The organism is Flavobacterium anhuiense, from assembly GCF_900101855.1.
In the GTDB taxonomy this organism is placed as follows: domain Bacteria; phylum Bacteroidota; class Bacteroidia; order Flavobacteriales; family Flavobacteriaceae; genus Flavobacterium; species Flavobacterium anhuiense.
In genome coordinates this window covers 271584-292827 of record NZ_FMVC01000005.1, presented here as the reverse complement: position 1 = coordinate 292827, position 21244 = coordinate 271584, and the positions used below count along the sequence as shown (strand labels likewise).

Below are 21244 nucleotides of genomic sequence, written 5' to 3'. Positions count from 1 at the left end.
TATGAAAAACAAAAAAAACATATACATCTTACTACCTCTTGTTTTATTAGTTTGGGGAGCTGTCCTTTTTCAGCTTTTTTCATTTACAAATCCAGATAAAGTTTCTGCACCCGATAATCCAGAGTTTACTTTTAGGCCCATGAAAGTTAATAAAAGAGAATCTTTTAATATTAATATCAATTATAGAGATCCTTTTTTAGGCAAAATGTATGCTAATGAAACCAATGCAAAGCCTAAAAAAACACATTCGGTTTCTCCAAAAACTTTCAAACAGCCAGAAGCTCTAGTGTGGCCTAAAATCACTTATAAAGGCTCAATTGCTGATTCAAAAGGAAAAAACACCATCTATATGCTGATTATTGATGGCAAAAACTATTATATGAAAATTGGAGATACTGAAAATGACGTTTTTCTAAAGTCTGGCGATAAAGAATCTGTATATGTCAAATATAAAGGCAATCTTAATATTATAATGCTTCAGGATTGAAATTAAAACTCAAAATAAAATCTGGTGCGTTGCAATTTACAGTATTTATTGCTGTTTTAATCGCTCTCTTGCTGGCAGGCTTAGTTTTATATGCCTATACATTTATTTATATGAAAGAACAGTCTAAAGGAGCCATTGAAAATATTCAGATTGCTGATATCGGAATTCAGTCTCTTTTAGAGCAGAAAGAATTAAATATTGATACTGCCAAAATAGATTTTCTTAAAAAAGAAAATCAGATTATTAAAACACATCTGTCTCAATGGGGAGTATTTCAAAAAGGAATTACAATTACCCAATACAGAAAAAAAAGATTCATCAAAACTGCTATTATAGGATCTTTACTAACAGCTGATAAATCACCTACTCTTTACTTGCAAGAAACACACAACGGACTTTCTGTCGTTGGAAATACTAAAATAAAGGGGACTGCTTATTTACCAAGTCAAGGGGTAAACTCTGGTTACATTGCTGGAAACAGTTATTACGGTTCTCAGTTAATTTATGGGAAAATTGAGAAAAGCACTTCTGAACTTCCAAAGCTTGAAAAAACATTTCTAGATGCTGTCAATTTTTATTTAAAGGAATATAAAATAGAACACCAAGAAAGCTATATAAACTTAGGGTCTAGTATAAAGATTACCAATTCTTTTAAAAACGAAACAAAAGGATTTTACTCAGAAAATCCGATAACAATAGAAAACAAAATGCTTTCTGGAAATATTATAATTAAATCTGAAATTTCCATTAAAATAAAAAAAACGGCCTTACTTAAAGATTTAATTCTAATAGCACCAATTATCGAAATCGAAGATGAAACAATAGGATGTTTTCAGGCAATTGCATCAAGAAAAATTGTAGTGGGTAAAAAATGTAATTTATCTTATCCTTCGGCATTGATGCTGTTTCAGGATAATAAAAACAGTATAACTGAAAATGCCAATTATAGTAGCACACCAGATAATCAAATTTTTATTGATACAGGAAGCAATATAAGAGGAAGTGTAATTTATTTGCAGACAAAAGAAAAATCGGATTTTTTGACTCAACTAATTTTAGAAAAAGATTCAAAAATAAAGGGACAAGTCTATTGCAATGGAAATTTTGATATACGAGGAACCGTTTCTGGCTCGGTTTATACAAAGCAATTTACAGCCAATCAAGCGGGGTCCATTTTTGTCAACCACATCTATAATGCAACTATTGAAAACGAGAATATTCCTGAAATCTATGGCAGCATCATTTTCGAACAAGAACCTAAAACTGTTTTGAAATGGCTTTATTAAAAAAAATAAAATCGGCTACACTAATTGAAGCGGTTGTTGCAACCGTTTTGGTTGTCATTATATTTATTATTTCTAGCTTAATATTAAATAATCTGGTTTTTAATACTTTCTCAAAAAATACTCATAGCATTGAGACTAGAATAAATGAACTAGAGTACGATATTCAAAACAATATTATTAGACTCCCTTATCAGGAAAATTTTAAAGACTGGAATATCAATATTGCTTTAGAAACTATTTCATCAAAAAAAATAATTTCTATTTCAGCATTTAATACTGTATCGGGAAAGGAAATCAAGAAACAACAAATTATATGGCTCCAAGAAAATTAAAATCATTTACATTATCTGAGCTAATAGTGGTTATGATCATAACTGCTATTGTTGTTGGAATGGCTTTTAGTGTTTTAAGAATTGTTCAGAAGCAAATTCATAGTATTCAAGCAAATTTTGAAAAAACAAGCACATTGGCATTATTTGAGCAAAAACTTTGGCAGGATTTTAATGAAACGCACACTATTATTTATGACGGTAATAAACAAACTCTCATAATGGTTTCAGAGATAGACACTACAACCTATTCTTTTCAAGAGAAATTCAGCATGAGAAATCTTGATACTATTAAGCTGAAAATTATTCCAAACAAAGCTTTGTTTAGAGGAAAAGAAATAAGTTCTGGACCGATAGATGCTTTATCAATAACTGCAGAAACAGAACTACCAGATTATCGGATTTTTGTTTCGAAAAAAAATGATTTAACCCTTTTAATGAATCAGGAAGATGGCCTTTAAAATAGAAAATACCCCAAACAAAAGAACTATTAAGCCAAAGGATTCAAGTAGTATTGAAAACTTATTAAAAAAAGAGATAACGCTTTTTGGTGAAAGTTTCAACAATAAAAAAAAGCAGGCATTTTACCTCGAACTAGCCGTACTGCTCAAAGCAGGGGTTAGTTTTAAAGAGGGATTATCACTGATTATTGAATCATTAAAAAAAAGCGCTGACAAAGTTTTAATTCAAACTATTTTAAATGATGTAGTAAACGGAAAGCCATTTTCTGATGCTTTACGAACATCAAAATCATTTACAGAATACGAATATTATTCTATTCAAATTGGTGAAGAAACAGGAACTACGGCTCAAGTATGCGAAGAATTAGGTCATTTTTTTGAACGTAAAAACGAGCAGAAAAGAATTATAGTGGCTGCCCTCACCTACCCATCTATCGTATTAAGTACTGCCGTATTGGTTGTTATATTTATGTTGAGTTATGTTGTGCCAATGTTTCAAGATATCTTTAAACAAAATAATATGGAACTACCCGTTTTAACTCAATTTATTGTAAAACTATCGGTGTGGACTAAAACGTATGGCTTGTATTTTTTATTAGGACTTATTACTTTTATTGCCTCTACCCAATTTTTTAAAGATAACCACAAGTATAAAAAAACGCTTCACTTTTTTCTCGTAAAAATTCCCGTTTTAGGCCCATTTATGACAAAAGTCTATCTGGCACAATTTACACAGGCTGTAACCTTGCTAACAACTGCTAAAGTACCGCTATTGAATAGTATACAAATGGTAAAAAAAATGATTCAGTTTGTTCCTCTACAGGAAGCCCTAGAACAGGTTGAGAATAGCATTTTAAAAGGAAACAGTTTGAGTTCAAGTTTAAAAAATACTCCTCTTTTTGATAATCGAATCATATCGCTTGTAAAAGTAGCAGAAGAAACCAACCAAACCGAATATGTTTTCAAACAGCTTAGTGAACAGTACAACCAAGAAGTAGTACAGCAATCTAAAGTTATGACAACTGTTTTAGAACCATTTATCATTCTTTTTGTTGGGGTTTTAGTGGCAGTTTTGTTAGTTGCTATGTATTTGCCTATGTTCCAACTAAGCAGTGCGATAGGATAACACAAAACAAATAAATTTATGAATATATTTTTGTTAATATCTTTTAAGAATCATTCTTTTTTATTACAAAATTTAACTTATTATTGTGTTTTCCTATAAATAAAAACTTACTTTTTCAATATTTATAAATATCGGTAACTAACATGTTTAAAACTACTTTTTATAAATTAATGCTACTTGCATTAGTTTTACCCAACTCCATTTTTTGTCAAGTCACAAAGGATATTCCCAATTATTTTCCAGTAAGTCCTAACGCAGCTTCGTTTGCAAAACAAGGATTATTTCCTGTCGATTATTCAACAGGAAAAATCAACATTAGTATTCCTCTTTACACCATTAAAACAAAGGAATTAACTGTACCTATTGACATAAGTTATAATAGTGCTGGAATTCAACTAGATGAACTAGCTTCATGGGTAGGTTTAGGATGGAATTTAAATGCTGGAGGAGCAGTTGTGCGAAATGTTAAAGGAGTTCCAGATAATGGTTCACCAATACCTGATATTACCAATTCTCCTTTTACATCTTTAGCTTACAATACTTTATACAATCAGTTTAATCCTTACAATGCTGGAGCTGGTACTCCTGGAACAGATTCGGCTTATGATGAATTTATTGTAAACGCACCTGGCTTATCAGGCACTTTTTATTTTGTTAATGGTCAAGCTGTATTTAGAGATTTACAAAACACCGTTGTTAAGACTTCTTCAACAAATAATAAATTATTAATTAATACATTAAGTTTAGAAATAACAAAAGACGATGGAACAACTTACCGCTTTGGACAGAGTATAAATGGCTATAATGCTAATGAGCTTATTTATAATAATACGAGTATTAACAAACCAGATTATATTTCTACTTGGTATCTTACTGAAATAATTCCGCCAAACAGTAAAAACCCTAATGATATTATATCTTTTACGTATAAACCATTAAATAATTCTATTGATTATGCAATACCTATTGGTGAACAATTAACAGATACAATTAGAGCTATTACACCTCCCATCTTAAAAACAATTATATCCGATGTAACGCGATCAAACAAACAGTTTTTAAGTACTATAAATTTTAATAATGGAATGATAGAATTTATATCTTCCCAAGACAGACAAGATTTACTTGATGAATACAAATTAGATAAAATAAGTGTTTTTTCTTTAAAAGGAAATACAAAAAATTTGATTACTGAATATGGTTTTATTTATGATTATTATTCCAGATCTGGTGGACCTTTGGTAGATTCATTTATACCTTTAAGTTACTATAATGAGCGAAATACAAAAAGTAGAACTAAATCATTAAAACTAAATCAGCTAACAAACAATCTATTAAATGTAAGTCATAAATTTGAATATGAAAGTACTCCATTACCTCAAAGGGGGACTACAAAAAAAGACTATTGGGGATATATTAATGCAAATCAAGGGAGTTTATCACCTCCAACAGTTGTCAAGCGAGACTCAGAATGGGCTAACAACAATGTTACATATTCGATTGGTAATGGCAATAGATCTGCTGATGAAAACTTAATGAAATCAGGAATTTTACAAAAAATTACTTATCCAGAAGGTGGCTATTCTGTTTTTGAATATGAAACCAATAGATATATGGAAAATGTTACTACATTTAATGTAGTTCCTAAAAGTGCTTCAGTAGTGGTTTACGGTAGTGGCTGTAATTCAAATTATGGTCCAAATACAAAAACTACAACCTTTACACCAGTAAATTATGTACAAGGTAGTGGAAAATTAAATATCTCTTTTATGCCAGCTACACAAGAATCTGGCGGAATTACAAATGTTAAATATGATAGTGAAATGTGGCAGAGGCCATTGCCTTTTACGGCTGGAGGATCATTTGAATATGACAAAAATTTTGGAGATTTTACCCATACTTTATCTGCAGAAGAATATAGATCTGGTCAGATTGGTGCCTATGGGTGTCCTTTAACTACTATTACTGCTTCATGGAAAGAAAACATTGGCAGTACCACTGTACCTACTGTTAAATTTATTGGAGGATTAAGAATTAAGTCAATAAAAAATTACGATGGAAAAAATAACCTTGTCCCTGCATTTACCAAATTGTTCCAATATGAAGATCCTAATGTAATTGTTAGAGAAGGAAATGGTTGTTTTGTAAGAGGAATGTTCGTTCGACAGTCGAAATCTGATGTAGTTTCTATTCTTTCAACCTCTTCGGTGTTTGACAATAATACTAGTGGAAGTCCAGCTATTACATATGGTAAGGTAACAGAATTTGATTTTAGTACAAATACAAACTCAAATAATGGCAAAACAGAATATATATTTGAAAATATTCCTATAGAACGTTTATTTGATATTAATGCCAACAGTCTTCCTACTGTATTTAAAAGTCCGTTTTTTAATCCTATTTACAATTATAATGGGGAATTTGTTGCAAACATTTATTTACCACTGTCATTTTTATCCGATTTTGCGTTTTATAAAAATGACCAATGGAACCGAGGCTCATTGCTGAAAAAAAATATATACAAAAACGGTACAACTGTCAACACCTACAAATTAGTTCAAAGTATAACAAATCAATATACAATATCAAAACAATCGACACTACCCTATAATATTGTTTTTAACAATTTTCCATCAGCAATTTTTCCAGGAGACGAACTTAGCTCATTTTATTTACCGTATAATCAATCAGCTGATTTTCATACTGGTATTTTTTATTACGCGGTTGGTCAGACTTCGCAGGGCAAAAAGCAAATAATCAAAACAATAGAAACAGATTATGATGAAAATGAGAATCCTACAAATGAAAAAATTACAACTTACAGTTATGAAAACCCGATTCATCATCAACTAACTAAAACTGAGACTGTCAATAGCAAATCAAAAACCTTAAGAACACAGTTAAGTTATCCTCAAGATTTGATTTCAACAGAACAGACGGCTGAAATGCAGACTCTGATAAACCAAAACAAGATTAGCCAGCCTGTAAAAACAGAGACTTTTGTAAACAATGTACAAACATCTGAATCTAATACAAAATATGAACTGAGCAGTACTACTGGCGGTGTACTTCTTCCAAAAGAAATCCATTCTTCAAAAGGATTAGTAGAAACTTTTCCTTTTAATGACGCTAATCGTAAAGTAAAATTTACTTTATATGACACTGATGCAATTAACGGAGTTGCTTTCGGAAATGGAAATGTTTTGGAATATGCTCCTGAAAACGGCGCTCCTGTTTCCATCATCTGGGGATACAACAAAACCCAGCCAGTAGCCAAGATCGAAAATGCCTCTTACAGCGAAGTTCAGCCTTATGCCGCAAATATCCAAAACCTTTCCAATACAGGAAACGAAGCCGATCTGATCTCAGCCTTAAACGCCTTGAGAAATGCTCTTCCAAATGCCATGGTGACCACTTACACCTATATTCCTTTGGTCGGAGTAAGCACTATCACAGATCCTAAAGGAGATAAAACCACCTACACCTACGACAGCTTCGGAAGGCTAGAATCCGTAAGGGACAATGCAGGAAACATCCTTTCAGAGAACCAGTACCATTATAAAAACTAACCGGACCAAAGCATCATGAAAAACGCAATAAAATTCCTTTTGGCTCTGTTTCCTATTATGGCATCAGGCCAGACGCAAAGCGAAAACTACATCAAGACCGTAAAATACAAGGTGCCGAGCGCCACACCTATAGCATCCCCAACCATCCAGCAGGCATCGCAGAACACGACCTATTTTGACGGACTGGGAAGGCCCGTGCAGCAGAACGCCTCGCAGCAGTCGGCTTCAGGGAAGGACATCATCACCTATATCGAATACGACGGCTTCGGAAGGCAGGCAGAAGAATACCTGCCGTTTAAGGCAGAAACGGCAGACATGGCTTTTGACCCTTCAGCCAAAGCCAAACAGTCTTCATACTATGCAAATCCAAATCCTGCCATTAACGGAAATCCCGCTATGGAAGCCACTTCCTATCCCTTCAGCAGAAAGGAGCTTGAGGCTTCTCCGCTCAGCCGCGTGCTCAAGCAGGCCGCTCCGGGAAACGCTTGGTATTCGGGATCGGGCCATGAAATAAAAATGGACTACCAGGCCAATGCCGCCAATGAGGTGAGGCTGTTCTCTGCCGCCACGCAATGGAATTCCGCATCTGGACTGTATGGCATTTCCCTTGTCGCCAATGGCTACTACAGCGCCAATGAGCTCTATAAAACCGTAACCTATGACGAGAATACGGCTGCTGCTCCATCTGAAATAAACGGATCGACCGTTGAGTTCAAAAACAAGGAAGGGCAGATTGTGCTCAAAAGAACCTATGATGCCCAGGCAAAACACGACACCTATTATGTCTATGACATCTACGGAAACCTAACCTATGTGATTCCTCCAAAGGCTTCCGACCTCATTGACGGTTCTCAAGGCATTCAGGCCGACATCACCTCTACGGCTGTGGTCGCGCCTGGACAGACCCTGAATCTGACCGCTTCAAATTCCATCACCCTGCTGCCGGGATTCCATGCGCAGGCTGGAAGCGTCTTTTCGGCTATGATCGACAATGGCACCCAGACCCTCTTAAACGATCTGTGCTACCAGTACAGATACGACCACAGAAACAGGCTGGCCGAGAAGAAGCTGCCAGGAAAACAGTGGGAGTTTATGGTCTATGACAAATTGGACCGAATTGTGGCCACAGGCCCTGCCAATTCGCCTTTCCCTGATGGGAACGGCACGGGATGGACCATCACCAAATACGATGCTTTCGGCCGCGCAGTCTATACCGGATGGGCGCAGCATGCCTCGGCTGATGCTGCGGGAAGAGTCACACTGCAGGCTGCGCAGAACGGCGCATCTGCCATTAATGAGGCCAGAACGGCTTCGGGAACCCTGGACGGAGTGCCTGCCCATTACACCAATGCTGTGGCTCCTGCATCTTTCAGGCTCCTTTCGGTAAGCTATTACGACACTTACGCTTTCCCTGGCGCTGCCGCAGTGCCTGCAATGCTGGAAGGCCAGAACATATCCCCTCAGGTTAAGGGTCTCGCATCGGGATCATGGACAAGGGTGCTCACTTCAAGCGCCGAAGCCTTGGGAGAAACCTCAACCACTATCTATGACGATAAGGCAAGGCCGGTGAGGGTATGGACATCAAACCATCTGGGAGGATATACCTGTACCGACACCAAACTTGATTTTTCGGGCAAAACGGAATACAGCATCACAAGGCATAAAAGAACGGCTTCCGATGCCGAGCTTACCACGAGAGACGGCTTCATCTACTCCGCGCAGGACCGCCTTCTGGTGCAGACCCATCAGATAAATGGCGGGACAGTCGAGGTTATTGCCGAGAACGCCTATGACGAGCTGGGGCAGCTCATTTCCAAAAAGGTAGGAAACAGTGCCCAGAATGTCAATTACAGCTATAACATCCGCGGATGGCTGGCGGGAATCAACGATGTCACCTCTCTTGCAAAGCCTGGAGACCCTAAGGATCTTTTTGCCTTTAAGATCAGCTATGAGAATCCTTCAGCCGGAGCCGATGCGCTCTACAATGGAAACATAAGCCAGACACACTGGAAGACTTCCAATTCTGAAAGTGTGCTCAGAAGCTATAATTATGCCTATGATAAGCTTAACAGGCTTATAAATGCCGATTTCAGAAACAGTGCGTCAGCGGCGCAGAATTCAAGCTATTTTGAAAAGCTGCAATACGATAAGAACGGCAACATCACTTTCCTCCACCGCTCTGGAGATGTGGTTTCTCAAGCAAACTTAGAATGGATGGATTACATGACTTATTCCTATAATGGCAACCAGCTGAAAAGAGTTAAGGAAGCAGGAAACAATTACTTTGGGTTTACCACCCAGATCGCGCAGACTGACGCGGCAGACCAATATGCCTATGATGCCAACGGAAACATGGTATCCGATGCAAATAAAAATATAACTTCCATTGCCTACAACCATCTGAACCTTCCCGTAAAGGTAACTTTTGCGGCAAGCGGAAATATTGCCTACATTTACAATGCTGCAGGGCAGAAATTGAAAAAGATTGTAAGCGAAACAGGAAAGGCTGCCATAACAACCGATTATCTGGGAGGATACCAGTACGAAAACGGGGTGCTGAAGTTTTTCCCAACCGCAGAAGGTTATGTTGAGCCATCTGCAGGCACATACAAATATGTGTACCAGTACAAGGACCATTTGGGCAACATACGTCTGAGCTACGACAAGAACCTGACCATTCAGGAGGAGAACAATTACTATCCTTTTGGGATGAAGCATATGGGTTACAATGGTGCAATTGCGTCAACAAACAGCGCTTTAAAGTACAAGTTTCAAGGACAAGAGCGTCAGGATGAGCTGGGCTTGAACTGGGACAGCTTTAAGTGGAGAAATTATGATCCGGCCATCGCAAGATTTATGAGTATTGACCCTCTAACTGAAAAATATCGTGATTGGGCACCATATGTTTTTAGTGGTAACCGTGTAATCGATGCTAGAGAATTGGAAGGGCTTGAGCCATATTTTCCATATAAGAGCAAAGATGCTGCTGCTGAAAATTTTTCTCAAAATTACAATGGTGTTTCAATTGTTAAAGATCGTGAATTTGCAACCAAAGTTTATAGTACAAGTGATAACAGTGGAAATACTATATATTCATATGCAGAACCAGTCGAAGGAGGTCCTGATGGCGTAAATCCAAGCAAAGTTACTGTTCCTGCAGGAACTAGTGAGGAAGCAATGGCACACACCCATGGTGCATACGGTGTATTGTATGATAATGATAATTTCTCTGGACTTGCTGGCGATGCACAAAGTCGAGGAGATATGGGACTAGCTGAAAGAAAAAACTTAGATGTATATGTTGCAACGCCAAATGGTTCTTTTCAAAAATACGATGTTAAGACGGATAAAATAACATTGTTAAGTACTGCGATGCCTAGTGATCCAAAACATCCTTCAAGATTAAATACAAAAGATGCAATGGTGCCTGTTACAACTATAACACCTAAGCCTGTTGAAATTAAACCTGTAGAGATAAAAGCTTCTCAAATTAAATCTAACTAAACATCAACACTAAATGAAAGTAATTAATTACAAATTTATTTTAATGTTTTTTTTAACTACCTGTTTTACTTTTTGTACTACAATAAAACCAACAGGAGATATTAATTATGTTCCAAATGAAGAAACTGCAATAAAAATTGCAGAAACAATATTGATTCCAATTTATGGAAATGAAGTACTTACGAAAAGGCCTTTTACTGCAAAACTAATTAATGGTAACATCTGGCATATAGAAGGCTCTATTGGTTTAGATGAACTTGGTGGTATTCCGATAATTGAAATTCAGAAAAAGGATTGTAAGATTTTACGCGTAACACATACAAAATAAAATTACCTACTTTGCGAAAGTCATCAGCAAAGAACATCGACAAAGCATATAAATCAGAAACCTCGCCGGGGGCGAGGTTTTCTGCATTTATAAAGTTATGAGAAATCGGCTTGATTTTTTAAAAGAGTGCCTTTTTAATAAAAGTAAATCAAAGCAAAAAGCTCTGAGGCATTCTTTTAAAAAAAGCAAGCATAGCCCTTGTGGCGACTGAACAAAATAATATACTAACCTAGTGCGTTGGCAGTGGCGTTGGCTGGCAGAGCGTTGGGGGGCGGATATTTTACATAATGAGTTTATAGTGAAGGGCGGAGCGCACCCGCAGGGCCTGCACTATAATGACTTATTATGTAACATAGCTTGGGAGAAGCATGGGCAGAGCGTCGGCTTGGCTTTGGCTTTGGAAGTTTTGTTTTTCTTTTGAAACCTTAGAAAACCGGAATCGTTTAAAAACAAGAAAACCACTTGAAATCAGTGGTTTTTTTATGTTTTACAGAGTTGTTTTATTGTGCTAACTGCTGGATTTTCTTTTTGGTAATGAAGGCATCAATTAGAGTTTTGATTACAGATTTATCATTTTCCTGCATTTTTTCAATCCCCTGCTCTCCGAAGAGTTCCATATGAAAAGCTGCGCAAATGTCTCTGACTTTGCGCAATTTTTTTGCCTTAGAAATTGTAAACCTGATAAAAAGTCTCCGACTTTTTACGATTACTTCTTAAAAACCTAAATTTGTAAATATCTTAACCTACATTCAATTTGATATTAAAGTTAATAGCTTTTAGATATTTCTTTTTCAAAGAAAGTGAGATGATATAAAGTCGGAGAAATTTGTGTAGCCTTAATAATAAGAATGTTTTTACGAAACAAGATCTATTTTTCAAATTGCAAAATCAACCCGATAGCTCGGATATGCGCAACGATAGCGCGGAAATTTTTTCCGTGCCCGCAAAGAAACTCGACAAAGGAATAGTAAGCCCCCCTACCAAATGGCGGGGTTTGCTGCTTTTTAGAGTATTGAGATCAGGCTTGTTTTTTAGCATAAACATCAACCAACTAACCAAAGTTGCCAGCAACAGCCGCAAGGATTTGGGATTCATTGACGGAGCCAATGCATGCTATGACTATGCCTATGACCTTAACGGAACATGGTATCCGATGCCAATAAAAACATCACTTCCATCGTTTACAACCATCTGAACCTTCCCATAAAGGTAGTCTTTGCCAATGCAGGAAATATTGCCTACAGATGAAATTATGTTACTTTAGTGAGTAAGTTTATAAAGTATCTTATTAGTTAGAAAAAAAGAATATTAAATCCCTTTTTAAATACATAAGCGTTAATCTTACTTTAAACGATTAACGCTTATTTTGATTATTTAAGTTTTATGAAGACCTTTAAATTTTGAGATTACTAATCTCGCTATCAATCCATGCTACGTAAATAGTTCTCAATCATCACACAGCTAGGTTAATTTCCATAGCTCCCCAGAAAGTTCAACTGAAAAGCTGCGCAAATGTCTCTGACTTTGCGTTTTTTTTGCCATATTGAACACAACATCTCAAAAGTCTACGACTTTTTTCCATTTATATCTTGGCAGAATTTTATATTATGAAGTTTTATTTTAAAGTCTGAGACATTTGAATATTAGGTTTAGATGTTTGAATGGTGACTTCACAAAGCCAGTTAAATAAGTATTCTAAATATTCCTTTATCTTAAAAATTCCCTTTCTTAAGCGGATACTCATCATTCCCTGGATTAATGTTTGCTATTGACTCTCCTGAGATTATATACTGCTTATCATTTTTTTGAATGTATATAATTCCAAGTTCATTATACTTTTTATTGAATACTATTTTAATTTTATCCTCAGCCATATTTTCTGCCTTAAGATTTTTATACAATTCTGGTTTTTCTCCATCACCAATGTAAACAATGGCAATATCGTCTAGACTTTTTATGTCTATTGAAAAACTGGTTACCAGTTCATCTTTATTTGTTCTCTTAAAAGTGTATCTCCCTGACCAAGAATTAGCTTCTCTCCTATTTTCAGATCTGGTTTTAGAACTTATGATTTTCCCTTCAGGGGTAATTTTATAACCCTCATTCAGCTTTTTATAAATTTTGGAAAACTGCATTTCAAAAATACTTATGGTTAAATCTTTATTGATTACAAACGATTTGGCAGAATAATTTGCATCTTCTGGAACTTCTCCGTCTGCTTCAGTTGCAATAAGCTGCTTCGAAATCAGTTCTTGATCTTTTACATTTAGAATCAAATGATTTAGAAAATAATCCTCTTTTTCATCTCGAATATTTACAAGATACGTCTGAAATGGCAATCCTCCATTATCTATTCTATATACAACATTAGGATTGTTTTTATTGATTTTTGCATGAATAATATTCGTTATTGATTTTAATTCGTTTCCTTTTACTCGCGGATACTTTTCATTGCATTTTGCATTTTCTTCCAAATAACATTCTTCCATATATTTATAATAATCAAAAGGCAACGCTAATAAAGATTCTTTCTCCAAAAGATTTTTATTACTGATTAATTCACAGACAATAGTTCCATTTTTACTTGAAATAGTCACGGTATTATTTTCGTATTTAGCCGTAATTATCGATTCTTCATTATTTTCTTTTTTGCTATACTCAGTTCGTTTTATAGTTTTAATTACCCTGTTTTGATTATCGTATTCATTAACAATGCTTTCAGTACGATTGTAGTTTTCTCCCACAAAATATTTTTTCTCGTGGAATAAGACAAAACTTTTCGGATTGTAAACCGTTTTTATTTCTTTTCGAACGTTGTAACTTCCAAATTCTAAATAAGTTTCAATCATCGCATTGTTTTTATACGCATATTTTGCATTGTCTTTTTTAGCATAAGAAGCTGTATCCTCTTTCTGAATTTTTTCCCAATCTTTCTTATACTGGAAAAATGTATTCAAATTGGTTTTCTTATAAACAGAACCTTCAATATTTTCGATTAGACTGTCTTTATCTTTAAAATTCAAAAACTTATTGGTTCTAAAAACTTCATACGCTTCTGTAGAAAGTTTTTCTTTTTTTGAAAGAGAATAAATCTGAGATTCCTGCGAAATACATCTAACCGCAGACGATAAAAACATAAAAAAGATTAATATAACACGCATATTTTTTTTTTGAAATATTTACTTGAATATAATTTACTATTCAAATTAAAGAATTAATTCTCATATGAATATTCATACACTTCGCTTAAATTATTATCAGAATTGTAATTGTATATCATTTTAGCACAGCCATTAGAATCATTTAATGATATAGTTTTCGATAAAATCTTATCTTTTTCCTTCGATATAAAAATGTCTTTGTTACCCTCTGAATATCGCATGTTCTCAGAAAGTAATGTATTGTCCATTATGTTGTAAATTTTCATTTTAGAATTCAAAACTTCCTGTTCGTTTTTATATTCATAAACCAGTCTCTGCGTTGCATTGACTTCTTTTGCAATTCTTCCCAAATCATCATATTCACAAAAACTGATCGCAACCACATCTCCGCTCCCATTTACTGTTTCAATCTTTGCACACTGAAATTTGTCATTCAAATGAAACACTTTGGCAATCATCACATTTTTTTCATCAACAGAAATGATGCTGAACTGTTTTTTGCCATATTTAAAAACGTCCTTAGATTTTTCTCCCTTTTCATTTCTTCGCACTATACTGTCAATCAAATGATATGAATTTCTATAATACAGATCGTCGGAATACAAAACGCCATTAATAATGGTCGAGTATTGTTTAATTTGTCCGTTTTTATCATACAGCGTTTCTAACTGCATAAAACTTTTTGCAGTTTTGGAACTGTCTTTATACGCTTTTGCTGTTACCTTTCCTGCAGAACAGCTCAAAAAAACATTGGGCTTTGGATAATAAGAAACATTTGAATTTTGCATCAAATTATCAGCATAGTTCTGATCCACTTTAAATTTTGATTTTAATTCTTTTTCTGATTCTTTCTGCCTTTCCGCGATTTCTGCTTTTCGCAATTTGCTATAATACACTTTGTCATTAAAGGGAACTTTAAAATACGATTCGTAGGTTTCAATATACTTATCCGGATTGGTTACAAGAATCGGCTTATCGACACCATTGGACAATATCATTCCCGATTTTAGCTTGTAATCTTGGTTATTGAAATAATAGTAGCCATAATTCCTAAACTCGATTACGCAATCTTCCTTGACATGAAACACATGCACATCCTGAATGGTGTCAAAAGCTTCAGCAAATCGTTGATAGATATTTAAATGCTTTTCTAAACCACTTCCCTGATTGTGGTCGAAGAATACCAAACTCACATCGTTTTTATGGTTAATTTCATAAAGCATTGCCTCGGGTTCGGGATTATCAGTTAGTATTTTTTTAGAACATGCGGTCAATAAAAGTAAACAGAGCACCGCGCCGATTAAATTGCTTTTAGCTTTCAAATTCTTATTGTTTATCTTTTTTAAGACAAATTTGAAAAATATAAGCATACGGATTTGAACTGATATAAATCCGTATGCTGTAATTGAATATTTGTAAAGGTTTTTTATAAATCCGTACGGGCGTCTTTAGTTTTTAAGAGGAAGTGTCAGTAAAACTATAGTTCCGTTGTCATTGGAAGTAATTTCTATATTGGTTTTGATTTTGTTTTCTCTAGCCAAAATCTCCAAACGTTCTCGGGCTATAGTCCCCGATAAAGACTGATGATCGGAATCAGCATTCGATTTATCCTGATAACCTTTTCCGTTATCTGTAATTTTCACCACGATCTGATTTTCTTCCACGGCGATTTCCAGTGTTATCAATCCTTTATCAGAAAGACTTCCTATTCCATGAATAATAGCGTTTTCGACAAAGGGCTGAATCAGCATTGGAGGTATCAATAAAGCAGAAGTATCCGTATCGGGTACGATTATGTTGTAGGCAAACGTATATTCAAAGCGCATCTGCTGCAAACTCAGATAGTTTTCTATTGCTTCGATTTCTTGGTCGAGAGGCACATAATTTTTACGGCTTAATTCTAAACTGCTTCTCAACAATCGGCTAAACTGACTTAAATATTTTATAGATTTTTCTTTTTCGTCAAATCTGATAAAACTTTGCAGGGCAGACAAAGTATTAAAAATAAAATGTGGTTCCATTTGCGTTCTCAGCAATTGCTGCTGCAATAAAATTTTCTCTTTTTCTTGTTTTTGCCTTTTCTGTCTTTGGAAAAAATAAAGCAAAAATATCCACGAAATGGCCAATAATGATAATAACCCCACAATAAGCAACAGTAATTGATTTCGTTCAAGACGATTCTCAGTATTATCAATCGCCTTATTTAATCCATGAATAGACCTGTCTTTGGCCTGAAGTTCATATATCGTAGCCATTTCTTCTGTAGCCTGAATACCCGAATTCCTGAGAATGTTATCTTTAAGTGCCAATATCTCATCTGCTTCTTCTAGAGCTTTTTCTTTATTTCCTTTCGCAAAATAATAATGCATTTTGGCTTTTTTGTTCAGACATTTTTCATAATAAGACAACAGCTGCAAATGCTGCCTTTCAATCTTATCAGCTTGTTTAATTAAGTTTTCTGCCTCAGGAAAACGTTTGGTATGAACATATAGATCGATTAGGTTGGCAATAGTGGTGTAAAGATTTTTAATCATGACAGGACTTTCAGGACTTGCCAATAGACCTTCTTCATCATATCCTTTAACCAAATTGTAATGATGTATCGCCTTATCGTACTGATTGTTTAACAAATAATAATGTGCCATATGCTCATTAGTAAATCTAACCTGCATCGGCTCATTTGTTTTTGATGAAATCTGTTTGAGTTTTTTAATGTAAAAAAGAAGCGAATCTGGCTTATAAATATTGCTTTCTTCACAGGCGGTAAACAATTGCGAATAAGCCCTAAAATTATATTTGTAATTATCCTCAGGCAATCCTTTTAAAATTTTTAAGGCCAGCTGATTCTGTTCGATTGATTTTTGATATTGGCTGATTTTATTATTATCCTGAGCTGCATTTAGCAAACAGATAACTTTTGCCATTGGTTTGCACTTTAGCGAATCGTCATTCATAATGATTGCCGCAGATTTATTGAAATAATAAACCGACTGATAAAACTTTCCTTCAAGTTCTGAAATTAAACCCGCTCCATTATAAATGGTAAATTTTAGGGCGTTGAATTCTTTTTCTTTTTCTACCAAACCTAAAGCAAAATTGATATGCTGTTTGGCACTGTCAATGTCTTTTTTTACTAGGTTTTTTGCCAGATTGTAATGTATGAATGCTAAAGCCGAACCTGTTTTTGAGAAATCTTTTTCTTTGAGTTTGCCTGACCAGAAAGCCAGTTTATCTGCTTCTGGATTTTGATCTAAACTATCGCTGATTACCTGCAATGATTCCAGCATTTTTTCTGGATGAATCGACACTTTTTCAGATTTATGCTGACAAGAAATAACAGTCAGCAGCAAAAAAAGTAATGTTTTTTTCATTATCTCAAAGGATTTAAATGATTTATCACAAACTCTTTTCTGCGAGTCGCTACAGGAATTTCGGAGTTATTTTTCATGACAAGGATGCCTGTTTTCATATACTTATCTATAAAATCTTTGTTGACAATATAAGACTGATGGGTTTTTATGAAAAAGTCCTCAGGAAGAATATCTTCGTAATATTTTAAGGGTTTAGAAGCCGTTACTACTTTCTTGTTTTCCAAATGAATTTGAGTATAAGATCCTTCGCCAGACAAATGTACAATGTCATTGAGACGAACAATTTGCATACAGTCTAAAGATGTGATGCAAATTCTGGAACTCATATCGATCGTTCTTGAACTATATTCCTTCACAAGATTAATCTGATTCAAATAATCGGTCTGTTTTACCTTTTTGATTTTTTGTATCGCTGCTACAAATTCATCATTATCTATAGGCTTTAAAAGATAGTCCAACGCACCATACTTAATGGCTTTTATTGCAAAATGATTGTAAGCGGTAATAAAAATAATATGAAAAGAAGTCACTTCTATTTGATTCAAAATATCGAAAGCCGTACCATCTGTAAGCTGAATATCCATCAAAATCAAATCGATTTCTGTATTTTTTAAGATTTGTACTGATTCGTTTACCGAACCTGCCATCGCTTCAAGTTTTAGAGAATCTTCTTGCGAGACTAACCATTGCAACTCTTTTCTAATTGCTGGTTCGTCTTCTATTATTAAGGTTCGTATTTTGTTCATATTTAGGAAATAACAGTTTTACAAATTGAAATTTTAAGCCAGATAAAAAAAGCTCTTGGAAACTGTCTCTTTATAAAGATCAAAATTTGCAGTACGAATATATAATTTTTTATTTCAATGTTTTAAATGCTATACTTTCGATATATTTTTTTATTTCTCTGTAAATGGTTTTTGCTTAAGTCCAAGCAAACACAAAAAGTAATTTGAGTGCACATTTAAAAAAGAACATTGCAAATCTCCTCAGAATTTCAACGAATTTATATTAGCTGAAATCAGTAAATCTTTTATTTTCATTTTTGTACTATCCGTTTACTATTTTATTTAAGAATCATGATTTATAAAAAATTTATTCTTCTCTCGAGCTTTTTTCTTTTTGTACATGTTTTACAAAAACAGCAATCTTTGGTTTCATATTCCGATGCCAATCAGGAAATTGCTGGAATTTATGTTTTGACATCTTGCGAAAATTCTAGGTTTAAAATTAAAATCGAAAAGAAAGCTGGAGAATATTCATTTTTAATTTTCGATAGGAATAAAATCATTTCAAAAGGTAAGGTTGGAAAACATAATGAAGATGATACTCTTTATTTGAACTTTGGAAAAATTGACGGCATATATGATACCGACACAATACAAATTCAGAATTACGGAAATGCAATGAACGAATATGTGCATTTTACGCAATGCGGTGAAAAGTATCTCACATTTATAAAATCCAAATAATAATCTCCAATGATAAAGTTTTTTACATATATTTTTTTAATATTCATCTTTTTATCTGGCAGTTCGTCAATTGAAAAGAATAAAAACTTAGAAATTAAAATCAATTGGCAGAAAAACCTATCAGGCGATTTTTCATTTGCAAAAAATTGGGAATATCCAGAAGGAGTTTATCGAAATGATTTTGGGCAATTAAGCTGTGACGGACTTTGTCCGACGGAAACAGAGAGGATGAAAGATGAGAATGGAAAAATTTATAAAGATTCTTTGGCAAAATTCTATCAGCTTGTAGATACCACTCACCTATTTCATTCGATTAAATCTAAAACAAACAGTTATGAATGGGCAGGTGCAAATTTTATAAGCTTTAAAAGAATCAGTAGAGATACAATTTATTGTTTTACCAATAAAAATATCGCAACTCATAGCAGTTTGATTCTGAAAATAACAAAGGATAAATGTATTCCTGAAATCGAGTTAAATAGCATTTCGGGTCCAATAGGAAAGCAAATATATGCTTGCAAAAAAGGTATTATTACAATTGACAGGGATTTATGGCATAATGGAATTCTAAAAGCAAAATTTGACTTTATTTTTGAACATCCCGAAAACCCAGATAAACCGCTGTTTTGGAAAGGCAAAATCTATTCGCAAATTAATCAGAATGAAAAATAACATTTATTATATTTAAAAATCCAAATCATTTATACATGAGAAACAATCCATTCCTAACCATTATTTTATTGTTCTGCATAGAAATCGTGCTGTATTATTATATGGATTATATAAATTTAATATCAAACTCTTCTGCCTATAGGGGCGCACTTATGCCATTATTCTGCTTTACAGTTCCTGCAATTTCAGTTTTAATTTCGATATTTTTCACCAATATTCCGTATAAAAAAGAATTCAAATACTTTTCTATATTTCTAGTAATTGTTTCAATTATGGTATTTGCAGTGTTATCATATTTAGGAGCTTTAGCAAAAGCATATCAACATTAATAGAACGACCATGAATAATACAAAACTCGATTATATCAACATTTTCTTGGCTGTAATTCTGGTTGCCGTAATCGCCCTTTATTTTGCCACCAGATTTAAAAATAAAGAGCAAGACAAAATGTTTTGGAATGCTGAAATTCATAGCAGTTTAGAAAATCCAACAGCAGAAAATTCAAATATCATTCAAATTATAGATGCCACTTTTTATAATACTTTCAACGATTCTAAAAGTGAAATCGATTCTGAATCAAAACGAGTAACCAGCGCTAAAAGTGAGAATTCTATTTTTTTCAAAATCTGGCAGGAAGAGCTTTTACCCGATTCTCTTAAACTAAAATATTTCTCTGTAGACGAACGCAAATTTTATCAGCTTCAAACTCTGGTTCCTTATAAAAAAATGAAAAATTTGGTTACCGAAAAAGATGTGGTACCTATTTTAATTTTAGAAATACTGCCTAAAGGCAAAATCCTTTTAAAAATAATTCCTAAAGAAAATACAGAACCTCAGCTTTTGGAAACATTTATGGCTAAAGAAATCGCGGGAAAGTTGGATCTGCTAGTTTATGAAGAATCTTTAGGCGAAAAATACAATCGTTTTGAAAGCATTGAAAATATAACCGATTATGCTGATTTACTTCAAAATCAGTACAAATGGTCTTCAAAAGTTGAAATGGAAGAACAAGATGTGTTGGCAAGTTTTTATGCATATTCATTTAAAGACGACCGAATAGAACTTTCAGAAGATGCTGATGCTGCTGCAATTCGCAGCATTCCTAAAATATTTTATATCTATTGGGAGGATAAAAAGAAAAAGAAATATAATATTCAATATGAATTGTCTCCTATTGAAGTTTTAAGCGCTTTTAGAAAATTAAATGAAGGCGTATCTTCAAGCGATATAAAATTCATTTTTAAGGTATATAAAAACGCTTACGCCGAATGTGAAATGTCTAAAAATGGCATCATCATTCCGTTAAAAGATTTATATCCTTATAAACCCTAAAACTTTATTCAAAAGCTTCTTTTTAAACTAATTGGGTTTCCTAAACGTATTTTAAGCAAATCAACACCAACTGCACTTTTTAAACTTCCGTTTTTGCAGTAAACATCTTATTCTCATTTTTTTAATATTTTTTTTACAGAAAATATTTT

General features: G+C 34.1%; 18 protein-coding genes. 13 read left to right on the top strand and 5 right to left on the bottom strand.

The genetic code is table 11. The annotated features are described in order from the left end of the window. Position 1 precedes the first annotated feature (1 nt). The 8 genes from BLP44_RS15065 to BLP44_RS15030 all read left to right on the top strand — a co-directional run bounded on the left by BLP44_RS15065 (position 2) and on the right by BLP44_RS15030 (position 11090). Complete coding sequence (locus BLP44_RS15065; RefSeq protein WP_091134151.1) at positions 2 to 487, top strand: hypothetical protein; 486 nt, start codon at positions 2 to 4, stop codon at positions 485 to 487. Then, positions 484 to 1773, top strand: a complete 1290-nt coding sequence (locus tag BLP44_RS15060; protein ID WP_091134149.1) for a hypothetical protein — start codon at positions 484 to 486, stop codon at positions 1771 to 1773. The genes BLP44_RS15065 and BLP44_RS15060 overlap by 4 nt, the downstream gene beginning before the upstream one ends. Continuing rightward, positions 1761 to 2105, top strand: a complete 345-nt coding sequence (locus BLP44_RS15055; RefSeq protein ID WP_091134147.1) for a hypothetical protein — start codon at positions 1761 to 1763, stop codon at positions 2103 to 2105. The genes BLP44_RS15060 and BLP44_RS15055 overlap by 13 nt, the downstream gene beginning before the upstream one ends. Then, complete coding sequence (locus tag BLP44_RS15050) at positions 2087 to 2563, top strand: PulJ/GspJ family protein (RefSeq protein WP_091134145.1); 477 nt, start codon at positions 2087 to 2089, stop codon at positions 2561 to 2563. Before BLP44_RS15055 ends, BLP44_RS15050 begins: the two co-directional genes overlap by 19 nt. Next, positions 2553 to 3689: a type II secretion system F family protein gene (locus tag BLP44_RS15045; protein WP_091134143.1), complete on the top strand. Its 1137-nt coding sequence runs from the start codon at positions 2553 to 2555 to the stop codon at positions 3687 to 3689. Before BLP44_RS15050 ends, BLP44_RS15045 begins: the two co-directional genes overlap by 11 nt. Positions 3690 to 3859: 170 nt before the next feature. Beyond that, a complete protein-coding gene (locus tag BLP44_RS15040) occupies positions 3860 to 7258 on the top strand; it encodes an RHS repeat protein (protein ID WP_170830250.1) in 3399 nt (1132 codons plus the stop codon). A gap of 15 nt (positions 7259 to 7273) precedes the next feature. Beyond that, positions 7274 to 10762 (top strand): DUF6443 domain-containing protein, encoded by a 3489-nt coding sequence (locus BLP44_RS15035; protein WP_091134139.1) that lies wholly within the window; start codon positions 7274 to 7276, stop codon positions 10760 to 10762. A gap of 13 nt (positions 10763 to 10775) precedes the next feature. Beyond that, complete coding sequence (locus tag BLP44_RS15030) at positions 10776 to 11090, top strand: NTF2 fold immunity protein (RefSeq protein ID WP_091134137.1); 315 nt, start codon at positions 10776 to 10778, stop codon at positions 11088 to 11090. 500 nt (positions 11091 to 11590) lie between these two features. Here BLP44_RS15030 and BLP44_RS22985 read toward each other — a convergent pair whose 3' ends face one another. Next, positions 11591 to 11743, bottom strand: a complete 153-nt coding sequence (locus tag BLP44_RS22985) for a hypothetical protein (RefSeq protein WP_170830249.1) — start codon at positions 11741 to 11743, stop codon at positions 11591 to 11593. Between the two features lie 341 nt (positions 11744 to 12084). Here BLP44_RS22985 and BLP44_RS22980 point away from each other — a divergent pair, with 341 nt between their 5' ends. Continuing rightward, entirely contained in the window at positions 12085 to 12285 is a 201-nt protein-coding gene (locus BLP44_RS22980; RefSeq protein ID WP_170830241.1) for a hypothetical protein, read from the top strand. Between the two features lie 517 nt (positions 12286 to 12802). On the opposite strand, the gene BLP44_RS23055 is transcribed toward BLP44_RS22980, so the two are convergent. The 4 genes from BLP44_RS23055 to BLP44_RS15000 form a co-directional block, all read right to left on the bottom strand. Next, complete coding sequence (locus BLP44_RS23055) at positions 12803 to 14251, bottom strand: hypothetical protein (RefSeq protein WP_211516885.1); 1449 nt, start codon at positions 14249 to 14251, stop codon at positions 12803 to 12805. Positions 14252 to 14304: 53 nt separating this feature from the next. Next, a complete protein-coding gene (locus BLP44_RS15010) occupies positions 14305 to 15474 on the bottom strand; it encodes a hypothetical protein (protein WP_244511787.1) in 1170 nt (389 codons plus the stop codon). Between the two features lie 225 nt (positions 15475 to 15699). Further along, on the bottom strand, positions 15700 to 17622 hold the full coding sequence (locus BLP44_RS15005; protein ID WP_091134130.1) for a histidine kinase: 1923 nt from the start codon (positions 17620 to 17622) through the stop codon (positions 15700 to 15702). Continuing rightward, the gene (locus BLP44_RS15000) at positions 17622 to 18368 is read right to left on the bottom strand and encodes a LytR/AlgR family response regulator transcription factor (RefSeq protein ID WP_091134128.1); all 747 of its coding nucleotides are present in this window, start codon (positions 18366 to 18368) and stop codon (positions 17622 to 17624) included. The genes BLP44_RS15005 and BLP44_RS15000 overlap by 1 nt, the downstream gene beginning before the upstream one ends. Before the next feature lie 402 nt (positions 18369 to 18770). Between BLP44_RS15000 and BLP44_RS14995 the strand changes: the two genes are divergently transcribed. Genes BLP44_RS14995 through BLP44_RS14980 form a run of 4 tightly spaced genes read left to right on the top strand, consistent with a single transcriptional unit; the run spans position 18771 to position 21095 of the window. Next, entirely contained in the window at positions 18771 to 19091 is a 321-nt protein-coding gene (locus BLP44_RS14995; protein WP_244511786.1) for a hypothetical protein, read from the top strand. Positions 19092 to 19100: 9 nt separating this feature from the next. Continuing rightward, the gene (locus BLP44_RS14990; protein WP_091134124.1) at positions 19101 to 19763 is read left to right on the top strand and encodes a hypothetical protein; all 663 of its coding nucleotides are present in this window, start codon (positions 19101 to 19103) and stop codon (positions 19761 to 19763) included. A gap of 35 nt (positions 19764 to 19798) precedes the next feature. Beyond that, positions 19799 to 20092 (top strand): hypothetical protein, encoded by a 294-nt coding sequence (locus tag BLP44_RS14985; RefSeq protein WP_139159207.1) that lies wholly within the window; start codon positions 19799 to 19801, stop codon positions 20090 to 20092. Positions 20093 to 20102: 10 nt separating this feature from the next. After that, positions 20103 to 21095, top strand: a complete 993-nt coding sequence (locus BLP44_RS14980) for a hypothetical protein (protein WP_091134120.1) — start codon at positions 20103 to 20105, stop codon at positions 21093 to 21095. The last annotated feature ends 149 nt before the right edge of the window (positions 21096 to 21244 follow it).